The 22,891-nt window shown below is 48.9% G+C and carries 19 protein-coding genes, 8 tRNA genes and 1 rRNA gene (1 of these 28 running past the window's edge); all 28 read left to right on the plus strand.

The features are described 5' to 3' along the window. Positions 1 to 2,323, plus strand: a 23S ribosomal RNA gene (locus AOU00_RS13575) (it extends 602 nt beyond the left edge of the window). 129 nt (positions 2,324 to 2,452) lie between these two features. Then, a tRNA-Ser gene (locus tag AOU00_RS13580) sits at positions 2,453 to 2,544 on the plus strand. A 31-nt stretch (positions 2,545 to 2,575) separates the two neighbouring features. Continuing rightward, a tRNA-Met gene (locus AOU00_RS13585) sits at positions 2,576 to 2,652 on the plus strand. 10 nt (positions 2,653 to 2,662) lie between these two features. Next, positions 2,663 to 2,738 (plus strand) — tRNA-Val (locus AOU00_RS13590). A 4-nt stretch (positions 2,739 to 2,742) separates the two neighbouring features. Beyond that, positions 2,743 to 2,818, plus strand: a tRNA-Thr gene (locus AOU00_RS13595). Positions 2,819 to 2,841: 23 nt separating this feature from the next. Beyond that, positions 2,842 to 2,918, plus strand: a tRNA-Asp gene (locus tag AOU00_RS13600). A gap of 78 nt (positions 2,919 to 2,996) precedes the next feature. Then, positions 2,997 to 3,069 (plus strand) — tRNA-Phe (locus tag AOU00_RS13605). Between the two features lie 9 nt (positions 3,070 to 3,078). Continuing rightward, positions 3,079 to 3,164, plus strand: a tRNA-Tyr gene (locus AOU00_RS13610). A 7-nt stretch (positions 3,165 to 3,171) separates the two neighbouring features. Further along, positions 3,172 to 3,244: transfer RNA gene (locus tag AOU00_RS13615), tRNA-Lys, on the plus strand. 158 nt (positions 3,245 to 3,402) lie between these two features. Continuing rightward, complete coding sequence (locus tag AOU00_RS13620) at positions 3,403 to 4,545, plus strand: PucR family transcriptional regulator (protein WP_061830198.1); 1,143 nt, start codon at positions 3,403 to 3,405, stop codon at positions 4,543 to 4,545. A 103-nt stretch (positions 4,546 to 4,648) separates the two neighbouring features. Continuing rightward, complete coding sequence (locus AOU00_RS13625) at positions 4,649 to 5,773, plus strand: ABC transporter ATP-binding protein (RefSeq protein ID WP_061830199.1); 1,125 nt, start codon at positions 4,649 to 4,651, stop codon at positions 5,771 to 5,773. A gap of 349 nt (positions 5,774 to 6,122) precedes the next feature. Continuing rightward, positions 6,123 to 7,061, plus strand: coding sequence for an HPr(Ser) kinase/phosphatase (gene hprK / locus AOU00_RS13630; RefSeq protein WP_013308232.1), 939 nt, complete (start codon positions 6,123 to 6,125; stop codon positions 7,059 to 7,061). A gap of 47 nt (positions 7,062 to 7,108) precedes the next feature. Beyond that, positions 7,109 to 8,164 (plus strand): prolipoprotein diacylglyceryl transferase, encoded by a 1,056-nt coding sequence (gene lgt / locus AOU00_RS13635; RefSeq protein ID WP_061830200.1) that lies wholly within the window; start codon positions 7,109 to 7,111, stop codon positions 8,162 to 8,164. Continuing rightward, the gene (gene ppaX, locus AOU00_RS13640; protein ID WP_061830201.1) at positions 8,161 to 8,814 is read left to right on the plus strand and encodes a pyrophosphatase PpaX; all 654 of its coding nucleotides are present in this window, start codon (positions 8,161 to 8,163) and stop codon (positions 8,812 to 8,814) included. Before lgt ends, ppaX begins: the two co-directional genes overlap by 4 nt. After that, positions 8,811 to 9,305, plus strand: a complete 495-nt coding sequence (locus AOU00_RS13645; RefSeq protein ID WP_081330710.1) for an acyltransferase — start codon at positions 8,811 to 8,813, stop codon at positions 9,303 to 9,305. Before ppaX ends, AOU00_RS13645 begins: the two co-directional genes overlap by 4 nt. Before the next feature lie 146 nt (positions 9,306 to 9,451). Next, complete coding sequence (locus tag AOU00_RS13650) at positions 9,452 to 10,603, plus strand: acyltransferase (protein WP_069290795.1); 1,152 nt, start codon at positions 9,452 to 9,454, stop codon at positions 10,601 to 10,603. 342 nt (positions 10,604 to 10,945) lie between these two features. Continuing rightward, complete coding sequence (locus AOU00_RS13655; RefSeq protein ID WP_069290796.1) at positions 10,946 to 12,151, plus strand: ATP phosphoribosyltransferase regulatory subunit; 1,206 nt, start codon at positions 10,946 to 10,948, stop codon at positions 12,149 to 12,151. Beyond that, a complete protein-coding gene (hisG, locus tag AOU00_RS13660; protein WP_069290797.1) occupies positions 12,148 to 12,792 on the plus strand; it encodes an ATP phosphoribosyltransferase in 645 nt (214 codons plus the stop codon). The genes AOU00_RS13655 and hisG overlap by 4 nt, the downstream gene beginning before the upstream one ends. Positions 12,793 to 12,861: 69 nt before the next feature. Beyond that, positions 12,862 to 14,175, plus strand: a complete 1,314-nt coding sequence (gene hisD, locus AOU00_RS13665; RefSeq protein ID WP_069290798.1) for a histidinol dehydrogenase — start codon at positions 12,862 to 12,864, stop codon at positions 14,173 to 14,175. Beyond that, complete coding sequence (hisB, locus tag AOU00_RS13670; RefSeq protein ID WP_069292045.1) at positions 14,159 to 14,767, plus strand: imidazoleglycerol-phosphate dehydratase HisB; 609 nt, start codon at positions 14,159 to 14,161, stop codon at positions 14,765 to 14,767. Before hisD ends, hisB begins: the two co-directional genes overlap by 17 nt. Positions 14,768 to 14,770: 3 nt before the next feature. Next, positions 14,771 to 15,400, plus strand: a complete 630-nt coding sequence (hisH, locus tag AOU00_RS13675) for an imidazole glycerol phosphate synthase subunit HisH (protein WP_069290799.1) — start codon at positions 14,771 to 14,773, stop codon at positions 15,398 to 15,400. Positions 15,401 to 15,495: 95 nt separating this feature from the next. Further along, positions 15,496 to 16,227 carry a 1-(5-phosphoribosyl)-5-[(5-phosphoribosylamino)methylideneamino]imidazole-4-carboxamide isomerase gene (gene hisA, locus AOU00_RS13680; RefSeq protein WP_069290800.1) on the plus strand — a complete coding sequence of 244 codons (732 nt, stop codon included), beginning with the start codon at positions 15,496 to 15,498 and terminating at the stop codon, positions 16,225 to 16,227. Positions 16,228 to 16,238: 11 nt separating this feature from the next. Further along, on the plus strand, positions 16,239 to 16,997 hold the full coding sequence (hisF, locus tag AOU00_RS13685) for an imidazole glycerol phosphate synthase subunit HisF (RefSeq protein WP_013308248.1): 759 nt from the start codon (positions 16,239 to 16,241) through the stop codon (positions 16,995 to 16,997). Next, positions 16,994 to 17,725 (plus strand): bifunctional phosphoribosyl-AMP cyclohydrolase/phosphoribosyl-ATP diphosphatase HisIE, encoded by a 732-nt coding sequence (hisIE, locus tag AOU00_RS13690; protein ID WP_069290801.1) that lies wholly within the window; start codon positions 16,994 to 16,996, stop codon positions 17,723 to 17,725. The genes hisF and hisIE overlap by 4 nt, the downstream gene beginning before the upstream one ends. 36 nt (positions 17,726 to 17,761) lie before the next feature. Continuing rightward, entirely contained in the window at positions 17,762 to 18,586 is an 825-nt protein-coding gene (gene hisJ / locus AOU00_RS13695; RefSeq protein ID WP_069290802.1) for a histidinol-phosphatase HisJ, read from the plus strand. 236 nt (positions 18,587 to 18,822) lie between these two features. Continuing rightward, entirely contained in the window at positions 18,823 to 20,592 is a 1,770-nt protein-coding gene (locus AOU00_RS13700; protein ID WP_069290803.1) for a tetratricopeptide repeat protein, read from the plus strand. 39 nt (positions 20,593 to 20,631) lie between these two features. Next, a complete protein-coding gene (gene trxB / locus AOU00_RS13705; protein WP_013308252.1) occupies positions 20,632 to 21,585 on the plus strand; it encodes a thioredoxin-disulfide reductase in 954 nt (317 codons plus the stop codon). 292 nt (positions 21,586 to 21,877) lie between these two features. Continuing rightward, positions 21,878 to 22,828: an ROK family glucokinase gene (locus AOU00_RS13710; protein WP_013308253.1), complete on the plus strand. Its 951-nt coding sequence runs from the start codon at positions 21,878 to 21,880 to the stop codon at positions 22,826 to 22,828. Positions 22,829 to 22,891 lie beyond the last annotated feature (63 nt).

Consider the following 22,891-nt stretch of genomic DNA (forward strand, 5'->3'; position numbering starts at 1 on the left):
GGCGTGCCTTTTGTAGAATGAACCGGCGAGTTACGTTCCCGTGCAAGGTTAAGGTGAAGAGCTGAAGCCGCAGCGAAAGCGAGTCTGAATAGGGCGAATGAGTACGTGGACGTAGACCCGAAACCGGGTGATCTACCCCTGTCCAGGGTGAAGGTGCGGTAACACGCACTGGAGGCCCGAACCCACGCATGTTGAAAAATGCGGGGATGAGGTGGGGGTAGCGGAGAAATTCCAATCGAACCCGGAGATAGCTGGTTCTCCCCGAAATAGCTTTAGGGCTAGCCTCGGAAAGAAGAATCGTGGAGGTAGAGCACTGATTGGGTGCGGGGCCCGCAAGGGTTACCAAGCTCAGTCAAACTCCGAATGCCATAGATTTAGTTCCGGGAGTCAGACAGTGAGTGCTAAGATCCATTGTCGAAAGGGAAACAGCCCAGACCATCAGCTAAGGTCCCCAAGTGTGTGTTAAGTGGGAAAGGATGTGGAGTTGCACAGACAACCAGGATGTTGGCTTAGAAGCAGCCACCATTGAAAGAGTGCGTAATAGCTCACTGGTCGAGTGACTCTGCGCCGAAAATGTAACGGGGCTAAACACACCACCGAAGCTATGGCTTGATGCTTGCATCAGGGGTAGGGGAGCGTTGAATGCGGGTTGAAGGTGTACCGTAAGGAGCGCTGGACTGCATTCAAGTGAGAATGCCGGTATGAGTAACGAAAAGATCTGTGAGAATCAGATCCGCCGAAAGCCTAAGGGTTCCTGAGGAAGGTTCGTCCGCTCAGGGTAAGTCGGGACCTAAGGCGAGGCCGATAGGCGTAGTCGAAGGACAACAGGTCGAAATTCCTGTACCACCGTAATCCGTTATGAGCAATGGGGTGACGCAGTAGGGTAGTGACGCGGACTGATGGATGTCCGTCTAAGCAGTGAGGCTGGTGTGTAGGCAAATCCGCACATCGTAAGGCTGGGCTGTGATGGGGAGCGAAAATTATAGTAGCGAAGGTCATGATCTCAGACTGCCAAGAAAAGCCTCTAGCCAGGAGAAGGTGCCCGTACCGCAAACCGACACAGGTAGGCGAGAAGAGAATTCTAAGGCGCGCGGAAGAACTCTCGTTAAGGAACTCGGCAAAATGACCCCGTAACTTCGGGAGAAGGGGTGCCTCGGTAGGGTGAATAGCCCGAGGGGGCCGCAGTGAAAAGGCCCAAGCGACTGTTTAGCAAAAACACAGGTCTGTGCGAAGCCGCAAGGCGAAGTATACGGGCTGACGCCTGCCCGGTGCTGGAAGGTTAAGGGGAGTGGTAAGCTCGCAAGAGCGAAGCTATGAACCGAAGCCCCAGTAAACGGCGGCCGTAACTATAACGGTCCTAAGGTAGCGAAATTCCTTGTCAGGTAAATTCTGACCCGCACGAATGGCGTAACGACTTGGGCGCTGTCTCAACGAGAGATCCGGTGAAATTTTAATACCTGTGAAGATGCAGGTTACCCGCGACAAGACGGAAAGACCCCATGGAGCTTTACTGCAGCTTGATATTGAATTTGGGTACGATCTGTACAGGATAGGTGGGAGCCGTTGAATCTTGAGCGCCAGCTTGAGAGGAGGCATCCTTGGGATACCACCCTGATCGTATCTAGGTTCTAACTTGGTACCGTGAACCGGTACGAGGACAGTGTCAGGTGGGCAGTTTGACTGGGGCGGTCGCCTCCTAAAGAGTAACGGAGGCGCCCCAAGGTTCCCTCAGAATGGTTGGAAATCATTCGAAGAGTGCAAAGGCAGAAGGGAGCTTGACTGCGAGACCTACAAGTCGAGCAGGGACGAAAGTCGGGCTTAGTGATCCGGTGGTACCGCATGGAAGGGCCATCGCTCAACGGATAAAAGCTACCCTGGGGATAACAGGCTTATCTCCCCAAGAGTCCACATCGACGGGGAGGTTTGGCACCTCGATGTCGGCTCATCGCATCCTGGGGCTGAAGTAGGTCCCAAGGGTTGGGCTGTTCGCCCATTAAAGCGGTACGCGAGCTGGGTTCAGAACGTCGTGAGACAGTTCGGTCCCTATCTGTCGTGGGCGTAGGAAATTTGAGAGGAGCTGTCCTTAGTACGAGAGGACCGGGATGGACGTACCGCTGGTGTACCAGTTGTTCCGCCAGGAGCACCGCTGGGTAGCTATGTACGGAAGGGATAAGCGCTGAAAGCATCTAAGCGTGAAGCCCCCCTCAAGATGAGATTTCCCAGTATGTAAGACCCCTTGAAGACGACGAGGTAGATAGGTTGGGGGTGGAAGTGCAGTAATGCATGGAGCTGACCAATACTAATCGGTCGAGGGCTTATCCTAAAATAAAACGCAAATGAGTTTCGGATCCAGTTTTCAGGGTGTAACCTTGAAATTACGCTTGATATTCCAAATCACTTTGGTGAGATACAGAATAACTTGCGGAGTTTTGCTAAGTGAGTCCGTTTATATGGAGAGATACCCAAGTGGCTATAAGGGGACCCTCTGCTAAGGGGTTAGACTGCGAAAGTGGTGCGAGGGTTCGAATCCCTCTCTCTCCGCCATTTAGGACAAGCTAGCGAAATATTATGTTATGGCGGTGTAGCTCAGCTGGCTAGAGCGTACGGTTCATACCCGTGAGGTCGGGGGTTCGATCCCCTCCGCCGCTACCATACATACCCAGGAGGCTTAGCTCAGCTGGGAGAGCATCTGCCTTACAAGCAGAGGGTCGGGGGTTCGATCCCCTCAGCCTCCACCATTGTGCCGGTGTAGCTCAACTGGTAGAGCAACTGACTTGTAATCAGTAGGTTGGGGGTTCAAGTCCTCTCGCCGGCACCATTTTTGAATTTTGAAAAATCTAGGGAACTGTGGTGTAGAGGCCTAACATGCCTGCCTGTCACGCAGGAGATCGCGGGTTCGAATCCCGTCAGTTCCGCCATTTTTCAATTCAATAGTTTTACCGTACTAAAGTGGGAAGGGGTATCCCTCCGCACTTTATTTTTTTGTTAATGGATATGGCTCGGTAGCTCAGTCGGTAGAGCAGAGGACTGAAAATCCTCGTGTCGGCGGTTCGATTCCGTCCCGAGCCACCTTTATATGGAGGATTAGCGAAGTGGCCAAACGCATCAGACTGTAAATCTGCTCCCTTACGGGTTCGGTGGTTCGAATCCATCATCCTCCACCAGTTTTACGAGCCATTAGCTCAGTTGGTAGAGCACCTGACTTTTAATCAGGGTGTCGAAGGTTCGAGTCCTTCATGGCTCATCAGAAGTCATCAACCTATAGTTGATGGCTTTTTTTGTATTGTTTTAAGTTATGTTTTAATATAGCTTTTTTATTTTACGGTATCGACAGGTTATAATGAGTTCATTATGTTCGCTTAGTGCTTATTCTATATTCTAAAAAAGTGAAGTGGTGATCGCGTGACTCTGGATACAGAATGGATTCAACAACAGCTTCAGAATATTATTCAAGCGCCTTTTACCATAGTGCCTTGGTACCCGGAAATGATGGCAGAGGGAGAGACAGCCGATTCAGTTATACCGGATAGATCGTTTGTCCATGACAACAAGCTATATTTTCCGTTTCGTGCGTCGGCAGGTGAACTGGCTGCCTTTGTGGTAGAGGCCAGATATTTGACGGATCGAGAACGGAAACTGGTAGAAGCGCTATTGGGGAACATGGAGCAGGTCTGGCAGAACGGTCCACAATTGTCGGATAACCCAGTTTATAGCGAGGAAGAGCGGATGAATCGTTTTGGACAATGGCTCATACAGCAGGCTGCCAATCTAAACAGGGAAGAAGAGGTTCCTGATGAATTGCAGCTTCGTGATTCGCTATCAGCGTGTATGGTTCCGATTTTACTGAATGGAGAGGGAACACAGGAGGGGGCTATTACTTATACGCAGCTCCATCGATTGTTCGCGAGCTATTTTGGAGGGGATGTGTTACTTACTCCATTGGACGAACAGTCTTGGCTGATTATGGCTAAAAAGGAGCTTTTATTAGGAGCCGACGATGAACGGGATAAAGACACTGAGTCCAGGGATGCAGATTTTACGGAATCGCTGGAGGAGGTTCTTACAGCTTTTAGCTTGGGCCTATATGAGCTTATTGCGAATGAGTGGGTGGGTGTATTCCATTTGGCGGTTTCTAAGCCTTCGATCCCTTTGCAAAGTCTTCCCCAAGAGCTGAATTTGTTATGGGAGACGATACATCTGGGCAAGATTTTTCATGTAACAGAGCACATCCACTTTTCATGGGAGCTTCATTTAGAAAGGCTGTTAAACCGCATTCCCAAGGAACAACGCGTACTATTTTTAGAGCAGGTAATGAAATCATCTGTCATACTGGAAGACTCAGAAACGATGGCTACATTAGATATCTTTTTTCAACTGGATTGTAATGTGAGTGAGACAGCTAAGCGCCTCTATGTACATCGAAATACGTTGATTTACCGTTTGGACAAGATCAAACAGGAGACTGGATTGGACGTGCGGACGTTTAATGATGCGGTTTTGGTCAAGCTCTATCTCCTATTGTACAAAGTGACAAAAAGGAAATAGCATTTTTGTGCAGTTTGCGAATAGCCACGTTACGGGGACTAGGGTAAGATACAAGTAAGAAATGTATTCGATTTCATAACTTGATCTTAGGGAGGCAAAAGCTATGGCTGGTGTACGTTTAGAGCATATTTTCAAGAAATATCCGGGTGCAGATAAAGCTACGGTTGTTGATGTCAATTTGGACATTCAAGATAAAGAGTTTCTCGTATTGGTTGGTCCTTCCGGTTGTGGTAAATCTACTACGCTCCGTATGATTGCTGGTCTGGAGGAAATTTCAGACGGTAAATTGTACATTGGAGATCGTGTTGTGAACGACGTGGCTCCAAAGGACCGCGATATTGCGATGGTATTCCAATCCTATGCCTTGTATCCGCATATGAATGTATACCAAAACATGGCTTTTGGTCTAAAGCTCCGTAAGGTGAAGAAAGAAGAAATTGACAAACGTGTACGTGAAGCGGCTAAAATCCTTGATATTGAACATCTGCTGGATCGTAAGCCGAAAGCGTTATCAGGTGGTCAACGCCAGCGTGTTGCCTTGGGACGTGCGATTGTGCGTGACCCGCAAGTGTTCTTGATGGATGAGCCACTGTCCAACTTGGATGCCAAGCTGCGTGGTCAGATGCGTGCGGAAATCACGAAGCTGGCTAAGCGTCTGGAAACGACTGTTATCTACGTAACCCATGACCAGGTCGAAGCCATGACGATGGGTGACCGGATTGTAGTTATGAAGGATGGTATTATCCAACAAGCTGCATCCCCAGATGAACTGTACAACCGTCCAGTGAATCTGTTCGTAGCTGGTTTTATCGGCTCTCCTACGATGAACTTTATCACAGGTAAGCTGGTTGAAAAAGAAGGTGCATTGCATTTTGCTGCGCCGGGTCTGGATCTGTTCGTACCAGAAGGTAAAGGACAGATTTTAAAAGCGAAGGGCTATATCGGCAAAGAAGTGATCTTGGGCATCCGTCCTGAGGATATTCATGAAGAGCCTGTATTCTTGGAGGCTTCTCCGAATACGATCTTTACATCCACTGTGGATGTAACGGAAAATCTCGGTCATGAAATGCTGTTGTACCTGAGCGGTGCCGGAAATGATACGATTATTGCCCGTGTAGACGGACGTTCCAATACTCGTGATGGTGTCAAAGCGAAGTTGGCTGTTGATATGAACAAGGTTCATATTTTTGATAAGGAATCGGAATTGAGTATTCTGGTTGGCGAATAAAATTTGCCTCTGGAAGAGAGTCGCAGTTTTCCCCAAGCGGAGAACTGCGACTCTTTTTGTATATCGTATACGGCTACTAGCTTCGGCATTGCATTCATTGGAAAATTCCGATACGATGGGTACAATGGTACAGGTCTACATGCAGGCAAGGTTTGTTGGCAGGAGTCCTAGTTGGGATCAACCCAGCTGTCGGAATAGAGTTAGCCTGGAACCATAGTGTTAAATCAAGTGGAGTGTGGATTGATGCAGTGCAGCATAGACTGGTGTTGGGCTGTATGGTTAATAGGGTAAAGCTACATAAATCAAATGACGTATAGAATCCGGTGTTGCAGATGAAGGGGAGAATACAATGGCTAAACAGGTAAAGGTATCCGAGCTTGTACAGCAGTTTCAAATGGAAGTTATTTCTGGTGAAAAAGGTCTGCGAAGACTGATCACAGTGGATGATTTGAATCGCCCAGGTCTGGAGATGGCCGGGTATTTTGAATATCATACACAGGAGCGGGTACAGCTTCTGGGAAGGTCTGAGTTGGCTTTTCTGGGGATGCTTCCTCCTGAGGAGCGTCGGGATCGGATGGAGCGTCTGTGTACAGAACTGACTCCATGCATTATCATCACACGTGGTCTGGAGGTACCAGCTGAGTTAGTGGAGGCGAGTGCAGAGCGGGATATTCCTGTACTGCGCACTAATATGGCGACGACGATTTTATCAAGCCGCATCACAGGCTTTCTCGAAAGAAAGCTGGCTCCTACGGCGACTATTCATGGTGTACTATGTGACGTGTATGGCGTGGGAATGCTTATCACAGGAAGTAGTGGTATTGGTAAAAGTGAAACAGCACTGGAACTGGTTAAACGTGGACATCGCTTGGTAGCAGATGATGCGGTAGAAATTCGGCAAACGTCCGATTTTCAGCTGCATGGTACAGCACCTGAGCTGATCCGTCACCTGTTGGAAATTCGTGGCGTGGGCATTATTAATGTGATGACGCTGTTTGGTGCTGGTGCAGTTCGTAACAACAAACGGATTACATTGGTTGTCCGTCTGGAGGCATGGCAGCAGGACAAGCAGTATGACCGTCTTGGTCTTGATGAGGAAACGACACGCATTATTGATACAGATGTTCCACTGGTTACGATCCCAGTTCGTCCGGGCCGAAACTTGGCTGTTATTATCGAGGTGGCGGCGATGAACTATCGTTTGAAACAAATGGGCGTTAATGCAGCCCTGCAATTTACAAACAAGCTGACTGCTACGATTTCTGAAGATATGGAAGAGATGGATTAAGTTTGGTTTGTTCGTTTGCAAGGAAGAACGAGGAGTGAGAGAAACATATGTCAACGGCAACATTACTGCTGAATCCGATCGCTTTTTCAATCGGGGCAATCAAGGTCCACTGGTATGGGCTTATTTTGGGGCTGGCGGCGCTTGTGGGTTTATATCTCGCCATCCGTGAAGGAAAAAGATTCGGTATTCCGCAGGACTTTTTTATGGATATGCTGCTTCTGGGTGTTCCATCAGCAATTATTGGAGCGCGTATTTATTATGTAGCCTTCAAATGGGAAGACTACCGAGATAATCTATGGGATGTTTTTAAAATTTGGAATGGCGGTATTGCGATATACGGTGCCTTGATCGGGGCCATTATATGTGCGGTCATTTATTTCCGGTATAAAGGGTATAACTTCTGGCGTATCGCTGATATTTGCGCACCAGGTCTACTAATCGGTCAAGCGATTGGACGCTGGGGTAATTTTGTCAATCAGGAAGCCTACGGTGGACCGACGGAAGAGACTTTTTTGCGAAATCAACTGCATCTGCCGGACTTCATTGTGAATCAGATGAACGTTAACGGGGTGTTTCATCACCCTACATTTTTATATGAATCACTGTGGAGTATTGTAGGTGTGATTTTGCTGCTCGTCATTCGTCGTATGAAATTTGTACGTGCAGGCGAAATGTTTGCGTTTTACTTCATTTGGTACTCGATTGGTCGTTTTTTCATCGAGCGTGTACGGACGGACAGTTTGGCTTTTCAGGGACCGGATTGGCTCGCTTCCTTTGTAAATGCCCTGTGGTCTCCTATGGTATGGTTAGGGTTTGAACCAGGGCATCTGGACCCAAGTTACGGTAACGTACGGATATCACAATTGCTGCCTATTTTCATTGTGGTGGCTGCCGTGATTTTCATTTTGGTTCGTCGCCGGAAGGGCACATCTGTTGCTCGGTATAGCGATCCGATTATCTCTAGCAAAGCGGGGATTGATCAGGTACCTGACGTGACACCAGAACAGGTATCCCGTCCAGGACAAGATGCGGTTCCTCCAACAGCTACGGCGGATAAGCTACCTAAGGAAGACACGGACGAGGACAAGAAGGAGCATCTATGATAAATACGATTTTGTTTGATTTAGACGGCACCATCATGGATACGAATGAGTTGATTATCAGCACATTTCTACACATTTTGAATCATCCGGATGCTGATCCGCTGACGCGGGAGCATATTATTCCTCATATGGGTGGAACGCTGGACGATCAACTCCGTACTTTTTCGGGATTAACGGATGTATCTGGGTTAGTTAAGGACTACCGTGCTTATAATCAGATTCATCATGATCAAATGGTGAAGCCATTTCCATATGTCATTGAGGTTATTCAGGAGTTGCGTGCGAGAGGAATTAAGCTAGGGGTTGTGACCACTAAAATACGACCATCCACGATACGTGTACTTAATCTATTCAATCTGACTTCCTCTATGGATTATATTGTGACGGTGGACGATGTAGAGCATCCTAAGCCACATGCTGAGCCAGTCCTTAAGGCCTTAGCAGGCTTGAATGCTGAAGCAAAGCATACATTGATGGTCGGAGACAGTTCTTTTGATATTTTGTCAGCTCAGGCAGCAGGTGTGAAATCGGCTGGTGTAGCTTGGTCGCTCAAGGGCGAGGAAACTCTGCGCGGATATGGGCCTGACTACATGTTGCATGATATGCGGGATTTGCTGAAGCTGGAGCTTCAAGGTGTCAATGTATCGTGAGAAAGGTGAACCGCTATCCTGTAGAAGGTCCCAATGCGTTGTGGCAGATTTATCGGACGGTGAGCCGCTGGAAAGGCATTAAGAACTTTATTTTTATACAGATTGCCCGGTATTGTCCTGTGCTTTCTCTGAAAAACGTCATTTACCGCAGAATGCTGGGGATGAAGGTGGGGCAACATGCGGCCTTTGGCCTGATGGTGATGGTGGATGTTTTTTTTCCAGAGTATATTACGATAGGGAACAATTCGGTCATTGGGTATAACACGACGATACTGGCTCACGAATACCTCATTGAGGAGTATCGTATCGGTAAAGTGGTGATTGGTGATCATGTGCTGATCGGCGCCAACACAACCATTCTGCCGGGTGTAACCATTGGTGACGGAGCTATCGTAGCGGCTGGAGCGGTCGTGCATAAAGACGTCCCCGCAGGTGCATTTGTGGGTGGCAATCCGTTGCGTGATTTAAGACGCTCTGGTGTGGACGAGTAGTAAATAGCACAATAAGGAAGGCCCCTTATGTATTAAGGGGTCTTTCTTGTGTTGTTTTTCTGTATAATAAGTGGGGTAATGCATGTTGATTATGTTTAAAAATTGATAAAAGACATATTTGCAAGGCGATATGGGAGCGTGTTAATTTGGTCAAAAAAGAACGTATACCAGAGCTTGATATTTACCGGGGAATATTAATTGCAGCCGTTGTTACCATTCATGCGACTTCAATGGCTTTAATTGATGCGCGTCATTCTCTATTGTTTTATCCTTTTCTATTTTTAAATATGTTTAGTAGCTTTGCGGTGCCCGTATTTATTTTTGTGAGCGGATTTGTTTTATTTTACAATTATGTCGATAGGCCGCTTCGTGGTAAGAATATGCTTCTATTTTTCCGAAAAAGACTGATGTTTATTGTGTTACCGTACGTTTTGTTTTCTCTTGTGTATTATTTGACCTTGGTAACACGCGGGTTGATGCCGCTCAGTGATCTTCCACTCGTGCTGTTAACGGGAAAGGCATACACGCATTTGTATTATGTCATCATCATCATCCAATTTTATTTGGTCTTCCCGCTGTTGTTGTGGGGAGTGCAGCGCTTATGTCATTGGATATCGAGTCCACGGAGAGCAGCCTGTATCATTCTGACAGTAGGGTTAGCCATTCAATGGGGATTCGTATTGCTGAACAAATACGTTTGGCAAGAGGAAAGAGGAAGTCTTGCGATTACGTATATCAGTTATTTTGCCTTAGGCGCAGCTGTAGCGATTGGATATGAAGGGTTTAAAAAGTGGCTTTTTCCAGTGTCAGGTACAGTAATTAGACGTGGTCAGTTGATCAGTTGGTGGGGGTTGTGGGCGGCTTGGCTACTCGTGGGTATAGCTTATGTACAAATATGGTTTGTAGCATATCGCAAAGACATCTATGCAGATTCACTGATCTATGAACTACTCCGTAATGCACATGCCCTCGTATCTGCGTTAGTGTTGTTTCAGTGCTCGGTTTTATTATATCGTCATACTAACGATAGACTGCGAAGGTTAATCAGTTGGTTGGGGGCATGTTCTTTCGGTATTTATTTACTTCACCCGGCGTTACTGCGGGTGTATCGCAAGTTGGATTTGCATGGATCACCGATAGAATATATCTTCTCCGTTGCCGGTGGATGGTTGTTGGCGCTGTTTGGCTCATGGCTGATTGTGACGTTGTGTTTTCGATATGTACCATTTGCATGGATCGGTTTGGGCACGGTCCCGAAGTTTCCTTTCCAGAGTAAAGATGAACAGGTGAATAGCTAAATATTTTGATTTGGACTGTTAGCTTAAAGCTGGCAGTCTTTTTTTTTAGAGTATAGAATTTATAAATTTTCAGTGGAGCTGAACAACTCTATATGCACAAAAAAATTAACGTAGGCGCGGTCTTGCTCCGTGAAAATACGTTGATAGATGTTTTTCATATAGGATTCATGTATTTTGCATTGGATAAAATATAGAGAGGGGCAGCAGCTTGCCGAATCTGTAAAAAAGGGCTGCGCCGTTCGGTTGACGTTCACAAGTAGAGCATGATAATATATCGAATATACTTTAGTTTGTTAGCACTTTACCATGATAAAGATATTGTGAAATCATGAGGTGATAGAGATGTCTAAGCCAAAAGGATTCGAGATCCCTGTAGGGGTTCGAGATTATCTTCCGCGTGCAGTGTCGAAGCTGCGGGCCATTGAACTGAATGTACTCGAATGCATGGAGCGTTGGGGTTACCGCCAGATTATGACGCCTACGATGGAATACTACGATACGGTGGGAGTGGCTAGTTCTACTTCCGATCGAAAACTGTTTAAATTACTCAATAACCGGGGGACCACGTTGGTGCTGCGATCGGATATGACAGCTCCAATTGCACGGGTGGTATCTTCGTTGCTAAAGGAAGAGGAAGTACCACTCCGACTTTCCTATCACGCAAATGTATTTCGGGCGATTGAGGAAGAGGCAGGAAGAGAAGCGGAGTTTTTTCAGACGGGTGTGGAACTGGTGGGTGATGATTCGCCTGAGGCTGATGCAGAAGTTGTAGCATTGGCAATTGCATCATTACAGGCAGCAGGGGTGACCTCTTTTAAAATTGCGATGGGGCATGTGGGATTCCTGAACGGCTTATTTGAGGAAATCATTCCAGGCCGCCAGGCTGAACAACAAGCGCTAAAGGAACTGTTGCTCAGTCGTGATGTAGTGGGCTACCGAACAGCGATCGAAGCTTTGGGCTTGGCATCCGAACATCGGGATAAGTTGGAAGCTATTCTTCGGTTGCGCGGTGGAAAAGAAATTTGTGACCAGGCTACCCGTCTTAGTGTGGAGCAGCAGACGATTCAATCCATTGCACATTTGTGCGAGGTGTGGGAAGTGCTGGAGGCTTACGGCGTATCTGAGCATGTGTTAATCGACCTTACCATGATCGGGGACTTTTCATATTATACAGGAATGACTTTTGAGGGCTATGCGGCGGAGATTGGGTTCCCGGTATGCAACGGAGGCCGCTATGACAATCTGCTTCAGCAGTTTGGTCGATCCGTACCTGCAACAGGATTTGCATTGAAAACGAACCGGATTGTCGATGGTGTGGATGGTATTCAAATGGAGGCGAAGCTTCCTATACTTATCCGCTATGACGAACAGGGACGCCAAGAGGCGTTATCCGTAGCGGCACAGCTACGCGCAACAGGTCTTACTGTGGTGACAGGGCTCACGGACGGACCGGAAGATCGACGTCGTGAGCAGCAGGGCCTGTACGCAGAGGTATACAGCTATACAGCTGAAGGAAGACAGCCAGTACAAAGGAGGGAATTGCCGTGACGGAAACATTGAAGGTAGCCATGCCAAAGGGACGGATTTATAAGCAGGCTTCTGAGCTATTTCGCCGAGCGGGGGTTCCCATTCCGCTGGATGTGGACGAGACGCGCAAGCTGGTCATCCCACTGCCCGAACTGGGCATGGAATTTATTATGGCGAAGCCCGTTGATGTTCCTACGTATGTGGAGTACGGGGCGGCGGACATTGGCATTGTGGGCAAGGATGTTTTGCTGGAAGAAAACAAGGATGTGTATGAACTGCTGGATCTGGGGATTGCCCGTTGTCGGATGTCGGTGATTGCTTTACCAGATTGGCAGCCAGGTATTCGTCAGCGGGTCGCTACAAAATATCCGAATGTGGCTTCCCAGTATTTTCGGGAGCAAGGCCAGCAGGTGGAGGTTATTAAGCTGAATGGCTCCATTGAGCTGGCGCCGTTAATTGGTCTGGCAGACCGCATTGTTGATATGGTAGAAACGGGGCAGACCTTGCGGGAGAATGGATTGGTCGAGCAAATCAGCATACTGGATATTACCAGTCGTCTGATTGCCAATCGGGTCAGCTACCGGATGAAAAACAGCTCGATTCAGGCATTGTGTGATCGATTGCATCAGGTGATTCCAAATGCGGTGATACCCCGGGAGTAAATGGACTAAAGGAATAAGCCAATGGTTAAAGGGGCATTCTGCAAGCTGCAAGTAAGGGGGAATGGACAAATGAAGATCGTATCAGCCCGTGATTTCAGTCTCCAACGGGAGGTGGATTACGGCACACCTGAGCAAAATGAGGCTGTGCGTACCATTATTCAGTCGGTACGCCAAGAGGGGGATGAGGCTGTCCTGCGATATACGCAATCGTTTGATGGTGTATCGCTGACAGCAGAGCAACTTCGTGTGACGGAGGAAGAATTGAAGGCGGCATATGATAAGGTAGAGCCTTCTTTTTTACAGGCGATTCGAGAGGCGGCGGATAATATCCGTGCTTTTCACGTGAAGCAAAAACGTAATTCGTGGATGGACTTACAGCCAGATGGTAGCTTGCTCGGTCAAATTATCCGACCGTTGAAACGTGTAGGCGTGTATGTTCCGGGCGGTAAAGCAGCCTATCCATCCTCAGTGCTGATGAATGTCATTCCCGCTCAGGTGGCTGGTGTACCGGAGATTGTCATGGTGACACCCCCGGCGACAGGCGGCAAAGCAGGGATAGATCCATATACACTGGTAGCTGCGGCAGAGGCTGGTGTAACGGAAATATATAGGGTTGGCGGAGCGCAGGCGATCGCCTCTCTCGCTTACGGAACACATAGCATTGAGCCAGTCGATAAAATTTGCGGTCCCGGCAACATTTATGTAGCGCTGGCGAAACGCGAGGTTTACGGTGCGGTGGATATCGACAGTATAGCGGGACCAAGTGAAATTGTCGTGTTGGCTGACGATACAGCAAATGCCTCTTATGTAGCAGCTGACCTGCTTTCACAGGCAGAACATGACGAAATGGCCTCAGCCATACTGGTTACGCCTTCGCAACGCTTGGCCGAAGAAGTATCAGCTGAAGTACAGCGCCAATTGGCGGAGCTGCCGCGCAGAGATATTGCTGCTGCATCGGTGGAGGCATATGGGGCTATCATTGTCGTCGACACTTTGGAAGAGGGCATCCATATTGTAAACCGACTGGCGCCGGAACATTTGGAAATTATGACAGAGCAGCCGATGGAGCATGTGGGTCTGATTGAAAACGCGGGAGCTATTTTCCTGGGAGCATACAGCTCGGAGCCAGTAGGCGATTATTTTGCCGGACCTAACCACATTATCCCGACGAATGGAACGGCGCGGTTTTCTTCGCCAGTGGATATTGATGATTTTATCAAGAAGTCGAGTATGATCTATTACAGCAAGGAAGCACTGCTGCGCAATGGAGAGACGATTATGCAGCTTGCCCGCCATGAAGGACTGGAAGGACACGCACGGGCGATACAAGTTCGATTGGACAATGAAAAGAAGGCGGTGGATGGCGATGGGGAACGAAAATAACGTAACAGAACGTACAGGCAGCGTCAGCCGAAAGACGAACGAAACGGATATTCAGCTATCTTTTGCAGTAGACGGCACAGGGCAAGCTGAGATTGAAACGGATGTTCCGTTTCTGAATCACATGCTGGATTTGTTCACCAAGCACGGACACTTTGACCTGAATGTACAGGCCAGAGGGGATGTTGATATCGACGATCATCATACCGTAGAGGATATTGGTATTTGTCTGGGGCAAACCTTGCTGGAAGCGTTGGGTGATAAAAGAGGAATCAAGCGCTATGCCAGCGTCTTTGTACCGATGGATGAGGCGCTCGCGCAGGTTGTCATTGATCTGAGTAACCGCCCTCACTTTGAGTATCGTGCGGAGTATCCGTCACAGCAGGTAGGGAGCTTTTCGACGGAGCTGGTGCATGAATTTCTGTGGAAATTTGCGTTGGAGGCTCGCATGACGCTACACGTCATCGTTCACTACGGGCAAAATACCCACCATATGATTGAAGCGGTGTTCAAAGCGCTGGGACGTGCACTGGATGAAGCGACATCCATTGATCCGCGGGTGACGGGAGTGCCTTCAACGAAGGGAGTGCTGTAGCCCATGTCCATTGCCATTGTGGATTACGGCAGAGGCAATCTGCATAGTGTGAGCAAGGCCGTTGAACGTCTTGGCTATGAGGCTGTAGTAACGGGAGATGCCCAAGTGATTCGTTCCTCCAGCGGTGTGATTTTGCCAGGTGTAGGGGCATTCGGGGACGCTATGGAGCATTTGCGTTCCAGCGGATTGGATCGGGTAATTCAGGAGGTTGCCAGCGCTGGACAACCACTGCTCGGTGTTTGTCTAGGAATGCAACTGTTGTTCACTCGTGGTGAAGAATACGGCAGTCACGAAGGGCTTAATATTTTACCAGGCGAGGTCGTTCGATTTGCTCCTGATCTGGGGGTTAAAGTGCCGCATATGGGCTGGAATCGTCTGTGTATGATTCAGCCGGACCACCCGTTGTTACAGGGCTTGGAGGAAGGACATGTGTATTTTGTGCATTCCTATCATGCGAAGCCGGAGGTCGAAAGTGACCTGCTGGCGGTGACCGATTATGGCGGGCCCGTAACAGCTATCGTGGGCAGAGGCCATGTATATGGCATGCAGTTCCACCCAGAGAAAAGCGGGGCAATGGGGATGCGACTGCTTCGTCAGTTTTTGGAACTAGCGGAAGTGGAAAAGCGAGCGTAACGATTCGTGAGTATGCAGTTGGTGGTACGCCAACTTTGGTCGTTGATTGATGTAAAGGCATATAGATGTTGAATAGCTCACAAGGGGGTCATACTTTGTTCACGATATACCCGGCGATTGATATTCGCGATGGCAAATGTGTACGACTGGTACAAGGAGATTATAACCAGGAGACGATATACAACGAAAACCCGGTGGAGGTTGCCCAAGAATGGGAGCGTTTGGGCGGCTCCTACATTCATTTGGTTGATTTGGACGGTGCTAAAGCAGGTCAACCGGTGAACGATGAGCTCATTGGGCGCATCGCTTCTGCGGTGCAAGTGCCTGTACAAGTGGGTGGCGGCTTGCGTACACGTGAACATGTAGAGCGACTGTTGTCGCTGGGCGTGAGCCGTGTGATCTTGGGTACGGCAGCGATTGAGGACCGGGCTTTTACGGAAGCAGTATTGGGTACCTACGGTGATCGGATCGCCATTGGTCTGGATGCACGGAATGGCTATGTGGCCACGCGCGGATGGCTTGAAACCTCGGAGGTTCGAGCGGACGAATTGGCTGCTGAGTTGGCCTCCAAGGGAGCGGAAACGTTCATTTTTACAGACATTTCCCGCGACGGAATGATGCAAGGCCCGAATGTGGAGGCGATCGTAGCGCTTGCGAAAAGCAGTGGACGAACCGTGATCGCTTCCGGCGGTGTCAGCAAGATGGACGATCTAATCACGCTGAGCACCTATACGAAAGAGGGTGTAGGCGGTGCTATTGTGGGTAAGGCATTGTATACGGGCAGCATTGATTTACAGGTCGCGGTACAAGCTGTAGCAAAGGCATAGGGGGAGTAGGCATGCTGGCTAAACGTATTATTCCCTGCTTGGATGTAAAGGATGGCAGGGTGGTTAAGGGCGTTAATTTTGTGAACTTACGCGATGCAGGCGATCCGGTGGAATTGGCGGCACTTTATGATCGGGAAGGGGCGGACGAAATCGTATTTCTGGATATTTCTGCTTCAGTTGAAGGGCGTGCCACCATGGAAGAAGTAGTTCGTCAGACAGCCGGGGAAATTGCCATTCCTTTCACCGTAGGTGGCGGGATATCTCATGTCGATGATATGAAACGCATTTTGCGTGCCGGAGCTGATAAAATCGGCGTAAATACGGCAGCTGTCCGTAACCCTCAGCTGATTGCGGAGGGTGCGCGCAGCTTTGGCTCACAATGTATCGTTGTTGCCATTGATGCCAAGTACAACGAGGCGTGGGGCGAGTGGGAAGTGTATACGCACGGAGGCCGCACGCCATCTGGTATCCGAGCCTTGGCCTGGGCCAAGGAAGCTGAACAGTTGGGAGCCGGTGAGATTCTGCTGACCAGCATGAATGCGGACGGAACCAAGGACGGCTTTGACCTGCCACTGACTTCCGCGGTATCGGATACCGTTGGGATTCCAGTTATCGCTTCTGGCGGAGCAGGCAAACAGGAGCATTTCTATGACGTGTTTACGGCGGGCAAAGCGGATGCTGGATTAGCAGCAACGATTTTTCATTATAAAGAAATAGGAATCCCTGAGCTAAAACGGGATTTGAAGCGCAGAGGAGTGGAGATACGATGAGCAACGAATTGAACCAACAGCTATCTCTGGAGCAGATACTGGATAATGTACGCTGGAATGAGGCAGGACTTGTCTCGGCGATTGTGCAGGATGATGCTACGCTTCAGGTGCTTACGCTGGCCTACATGAACCGCGAATCGCTGAAACTATCTTTGGAGTCGGGAGAGACCTGGTTCTGGTCACGTTCCAGACAGGAGCTGTGGCACAAGGGGGCTACTTCGGGGAATACGCAAAAAATCACCTCCATTCAGCTGGATTGTGACGGTGATGCCCTGTTGGTACGTGTCATTCCGAGCGGTCCTGCCTGTCATACAGGAGCAACGAGCTGCTTTTTTCGTAATATTTCCGCCCCAGGAACGGCTGTAGCACCTGTTGCAGGAAATGCAGGAGACCACACGTTGGTAAATGATGTCTCCAGTGCTTCAGCAGACCGCTTTGAGGTACTTGCCCAGCTGGAGGCGATTATTAAGGAGCGCGAAGAGACACGTCCTGAAGGGGCCTACACGACTTATCTTTTTGATAAAGGTGTAGACAAAATCTTGAAAAAGGTTGGCGAAGAAGCATCCGAGACAATCATTGCCGCCAAAAATAAAGATAATGACGAACTGCGCCTGGAGGTCAGCGATTTGATTTATCACCTGCTGGTGCTGTTGCAGGAGCGCAAGCTACCGCTCGATGACGTTCTGGCTGAGCTGAATCGCCGTCATGAACGTCCTCGTCGTGATTAGTACGGTTTGTTGTAGTGTTGAAAGGGGGAGGGTCGCATGAAAATTGACTATCATACGCATCACGCCCGCTGCGGGCATGCCATAGGGAGTCTGGAAGAGTATGTACAGCAGGGAATTCGGCTAGGGCTGGATCAGCTCGGCTTGTCCGATCACATGCCACTACTGCATGTAAAACCGGCTGACTATTACCCGGAAATGGCAATGCCTATGGAGGAGCTGCCCCGATACGTGGAAGAATGTTTGGAACTGAAGGAACGTTTTAAAGGGCAAATTGATATTCGTGTTGGCTTGGAAGGCGACTACATCGAGGGCTGGGAACGAGAAATCGAAGACATCATCACCGCGTATCCCTGGGATTATGTGATTGGTTCCGTCCACTTTCTCGGTGAATGGGATGTCACGGACTTCCGTCAGGTACACCATTGGGAAGGCAAAAATGTGCTTGAGGTGTACCGCATGTATTATGATGCGATTTCCAAGGCAGCAGCTACCGGTTTGTATGACATCATGGGTCATTTGGATGTCATTAAGCGCTTCGGCTATCATCCGAGGCCGGAGGAAATGGAGGAGCTGCGTGAACTGGAGCGTGCCGCAATTTCAGCCGTTGCCCGTAGCGGTCGGGCGATGGAACTGAATGCATCAGGGCTTTCGAAGCCCTGTGCCGAGATGTTCCCGAGCCGCCGCATGCTGGAAGAAGCTTTTTCGCTAGGCATCCCGCTGACCGTAGGATCGGATGCTCATGATCCGGCGAAGCTGTCCGAGCACTTGGAGAAGGCACGCGCGCTTCTATATGAAGTCGGCTATCGCGAGCTTGCCGTATTTCAGCATCGCGAGCGCTCGCTGGTGCCGCTGATGCTTTAATTATTACGTTTATTGGGCTAAGTATCATTTCCAGTGGTTAGCCGAACGCTCTCTATTTCTACAGGGAAAAAGCGCTCGGCTATTTAGCGTATTCTTATATACATATCTATAGGTATACAAGAGTGTATCCGATTTTTGGAATGAGGCAGGATCGACTGTCAAGTCGTTTTGAAGTTGTGGTATACTGAAGGGTATGAACATGCCAGTTACTTTTAAAGGAGGTGCCTTTGTTATTTATGAAAGGGAAACATCTGCGAGTATCGGAACCTAGCCCTAAAATTATTGCTTTGCGTTTCGACGCATCTTTCTTTTTTGAGAAAGCTGTGCGCTCGCTTGATCGCAATCATTATGACAAGGCATTGAAATATTTTCGCAAAGCCGTTGAATATGAACCGGATAATCCGGTGAATCATTGCAATATGGCGGGTATATTATCAGAGATGGGGGATTATGCAGGTTCGAATGAGATCCTGTCCTCTGTTCTGAGTGACGTAGACTCGTCGATGACAGAGTGTTATTTCTATATGGCGAATAATTACGCTAATATGGAGCAGTTTGAAGAAGCGGAGAAAGCATTGGTCACGTACCTGGAGGAGGACGAAGAAGGCCAGTTTCTTGATGAAGCGGAGGAAATGATGGAGCTGCTCTATTATGAGCTGGACCGTCCAACGAAGCTGAACCGCATTAAGGCCCGGCAGGGAGTAGTAGAGCATGATCAGGCTCGTGTCCTGCTGGAGGAGGGGAAATTTGCTCAGGCAGCCCAGTTGCTCAAGCAAATTTCAGAGGAACAACCGGATATGTTCGCTGCGCGGAATAATCTGGCGCTGGCGTATTACTACATGGGATTGTTCCAAAATGCTAAGGCTACCATTATTCAAGTGCTGGAAGATGAGCCGGGTAATTTACACGCATTGTGCAACTTGGCGATCTTTTATCAGCACGAGGGCGGCGGCCCGGAATTGGATCGTCTGGTGCAGACTTTGGCGGTTACTATACCGTTTCAGGAGGAGCAGGTATTCAAGCTGGCGACCACTATGGGGATTCTCGGACGCCATGAGGAGGCCTACAGACATTTCCGCAGGTTGCTTCATGGCGATGAAGAGAACAATGCGGATGCTTCTTTGTACCATTACACGGCGGTAGCTGCTAGCAATACCGGAAGATATGCGGAAGCTCGGCGGTTGTGGAGTCATTTGCAAAAACAGGATGCTTCCTCGGAAGTTCCGCGGTTTTTCCTGTCCCGACTGGAGGAACTCCAGCAGGAGGGTACACCGCTGCAAGTGCTCAGCTATCATTATCATCTCCCGTTTGAGGAGCAATTCCGCATGTGGGAGAAGTTTGGTGCTGACCAGGTGCCTGACAGTATGAAGAAGGACCCGCTAATCCGGTCATCCTTCTTCTGGGCCTTGCGCCACGGGGATCGGGCGACTCAGCTTCAGGTCATTCAGGCGTTAAGCTTGATCGGTGATGATGAGGTGCGTCAGGCACTGGAGTCCTTCGTAGAAGACCCGGACCAGGAGGATGAACTGAAACGCCGTGCCTTGCAAGTATTGCAAGAGCTGGTGGAGCAGGGTGAGCAGAAAATGTACCCGGAAACGGAACATTCTGATCAGTTGGAGGTTGAGAACGATCCGCATACAATTGAAGGTGGTGTATCTGCTTCCCCGGTCGATCCACAATGGCAGGCAGTGCTGGATAAGGTACTGACCGTCATGAGCAAGCCATCAGATCCGGCCATGCAGCACGATTTGAGATCGCTTTGGCTGGAGTATTTGGATCGGCTTGCCCCGGAAGTTCCGATGGTTCAGCATACTGAGGGATGGGCAGCGGCGCTGGAATATTTGACAGCTAAAATGCATCATCATTCAGTCACCTATCAGGAAGTAGCCGATCGTTATGGTATTTCCGTATCGACCGTAAGCCGCTATGCACGCCAGATTGACAGCGTGTGTGGTATCAAACAGAAGCTGAAGCAACCGCTCTCCACGTTTAAAAAGCAGGTCTGAGACCTGCTCCAAACATCACTTAAAGGAGGCAACAAACGTATGTATAAATCCATAATTATTGGTACAGGTCCTGCAGGCTACACAGCCGCTATTTATTTGGCACGCGCTAACATGAATCCGCTGATCATTGAAGGGATGCAGCCCGGTGGGCAGCTTACTACAACGACCGAAATTGAAAATTTCCCGGGTTTTGAGCAAGGTATCCTCGGGCCTGAACTGATGGATAATATGCGCAAGCAGGCTGAACGTTTTGGCGCTGAATTTACCTCCGGTTGGGTTGAGGAAGTGGATTTCAGCAAACGTCCTTTTAAAGTGAAGGTAGAGGGTAAAGGCATCATTGAGGCGGAGTCGGTCATTATTGCTACAGGTGCGTCCGCCAAATATCTAGGCATCCCGGGTGAGCAAGACAATGTAGGTCGCGGAGTCAGCACGTGCGCAACTTGCGATGGCTTCTTTTTCCGCGGGAAAAAGATTGTCGTGGTTGGCGGTGGCGATTCAGCCATGGAGGAAGCGAGCTTCTTGACCCGTTTTGCTTCCAGTGTAACCTTGGTCCATCGTCGCGATGAGTTGCGGGCGTCCAAAATTATGCAAGATCGCGCGCGTGAGAACGAAAAAGTACATTGGGCATTAAACCGGACTCCTCTGGAAGTTGTGACGGGAGAAGCTGGCTTAAAGGGTTTGAAGGTACACAATAATGAGACCAATCAGGATGAGCTGATTGAGGTCGATGGCGTATTCGTAGCCATCGGGCATACACCGAACACAGGTTTCCTGAACGGACAAATCCATACCGATGAACACGGCTATATTGTAGTGAAGCCAGGCACAACAGAAACGAATATCCCCGGAGTTTTTGCCTGTGGGGATGTACAGGATAACCGTTACCGGCAAGCTATTACGGCTGCGGGAACGGGCTGTATGGCGGCTATGGACTGCGAGAAGTATCTCGAAGGCAGTGCTGTTCACGACTGGAGCGAAACACTGGATCAATAAAAGAGTGACTATAGTACACAAAAAGGCTAACGGGAGAGCGAAGGAAGCCTCTGTTATGCCGTATCTTTTGTTCAGGAAGAGAAAGCCTGCTGCGTTTGCACAGGCTTTCTCCTTTTTATGGGTGCATGAGGTTAAAAGTTCCGCTAATCGTACACTTTTCAACAAGGAAGTGTCCTTGACCGTAACGGGGGCTTCAATTATAGTTGGAACGTAGGAATACTCTTATGAAGTAGGAATTGTAATCGTATATTTCATACCAGGTTTTTAAGTAAACACAAAGGTGGCTTGGAACATGTCTGAAAGTATCTATGTAGGTGTCGATTTGGGCGGTACCGCGATTAAAGTCGGCATTTGTAATGAAAACGGACAGCTTTTGCACACATATGAGGGACCAACCGAAACCGATAAAGGTGTAGACGTTGTCATCGGTAATATCGAAAAATATGTGCGGCATATTGTTGAGCAATCTCCTTATGAGTGGGATCAACTAAAGGGTGTCGGTGCAGGCGTTGCAGGTTTTACGAATGTTCGTGATGGTATTATTGTCCTCGCTCCTAATATTGGCTTTCGTGACGTACCGATCCGTGCGCTCCTAGAGAACCGGATTGGCAAGCCTGTGAAAATAGACAACGATGCGAATGTTGCTGCGCTGGGTGAGGCTTGGGCTGGTGCAGGCAAAGGCATAGAAAACTGCGTATGCTATACCCTGGGAACAGGCGTAGGTGGCGGTATTATTATAAACGGTAAAATATACCAGGGTTCTTCGGGCATGGCCGGAGAAATTGGCCATATCAGTGTCGTACCTGATCTGGAGGCTATTCAGTGTGGATGCGGCAAAATGGGTTGCTTGGAAACTGTATCTTCCGCAACAGGCATCATTCGTATGGCCAAGGACGCTGTGGAACGTGGCGACCGGACCTCTCTGGCGCTGGAAGATCAAATTGCTGCCAAGGAAGTATTTGATGCTGCTAAAGCTGGAGATGAAGTCGCGCTGCGTATCGTGAACCGGGCTGCCTTTTATTTGGGGAAATCCATGGCAGCGGTTGCCGCTGTGCTTAATCCAGAGTTGTTTATTATAGGCGGCGGTGTTTCTAAAGCAGGCGACTTTTTATTTGAAGAGATGCGTCGCGTATACGCCAAACTGGCACCTGAACCGCTTCAAAAGGGTGTATATATCGTACCAGCGGTGTTAGGCAATGACGCAGGTATCGTAGGGGCTGCAGGGTTGCTGCTACGCTCCTGATTCACAGGTTATTGATAATACGGGTACTGGTATAGAGCGAAGAAGCAAAAGGAGAGGGAAGTC

The organism is Paenibacillus polymyxa (genome assembly GCF_001719045.1).
Lineage (GTDB): Bacteria > Bacillota > Bacilli > Paenibacillales > Paenibacillaceae > Paenibacillus > Paenibacillus polymyxa_B.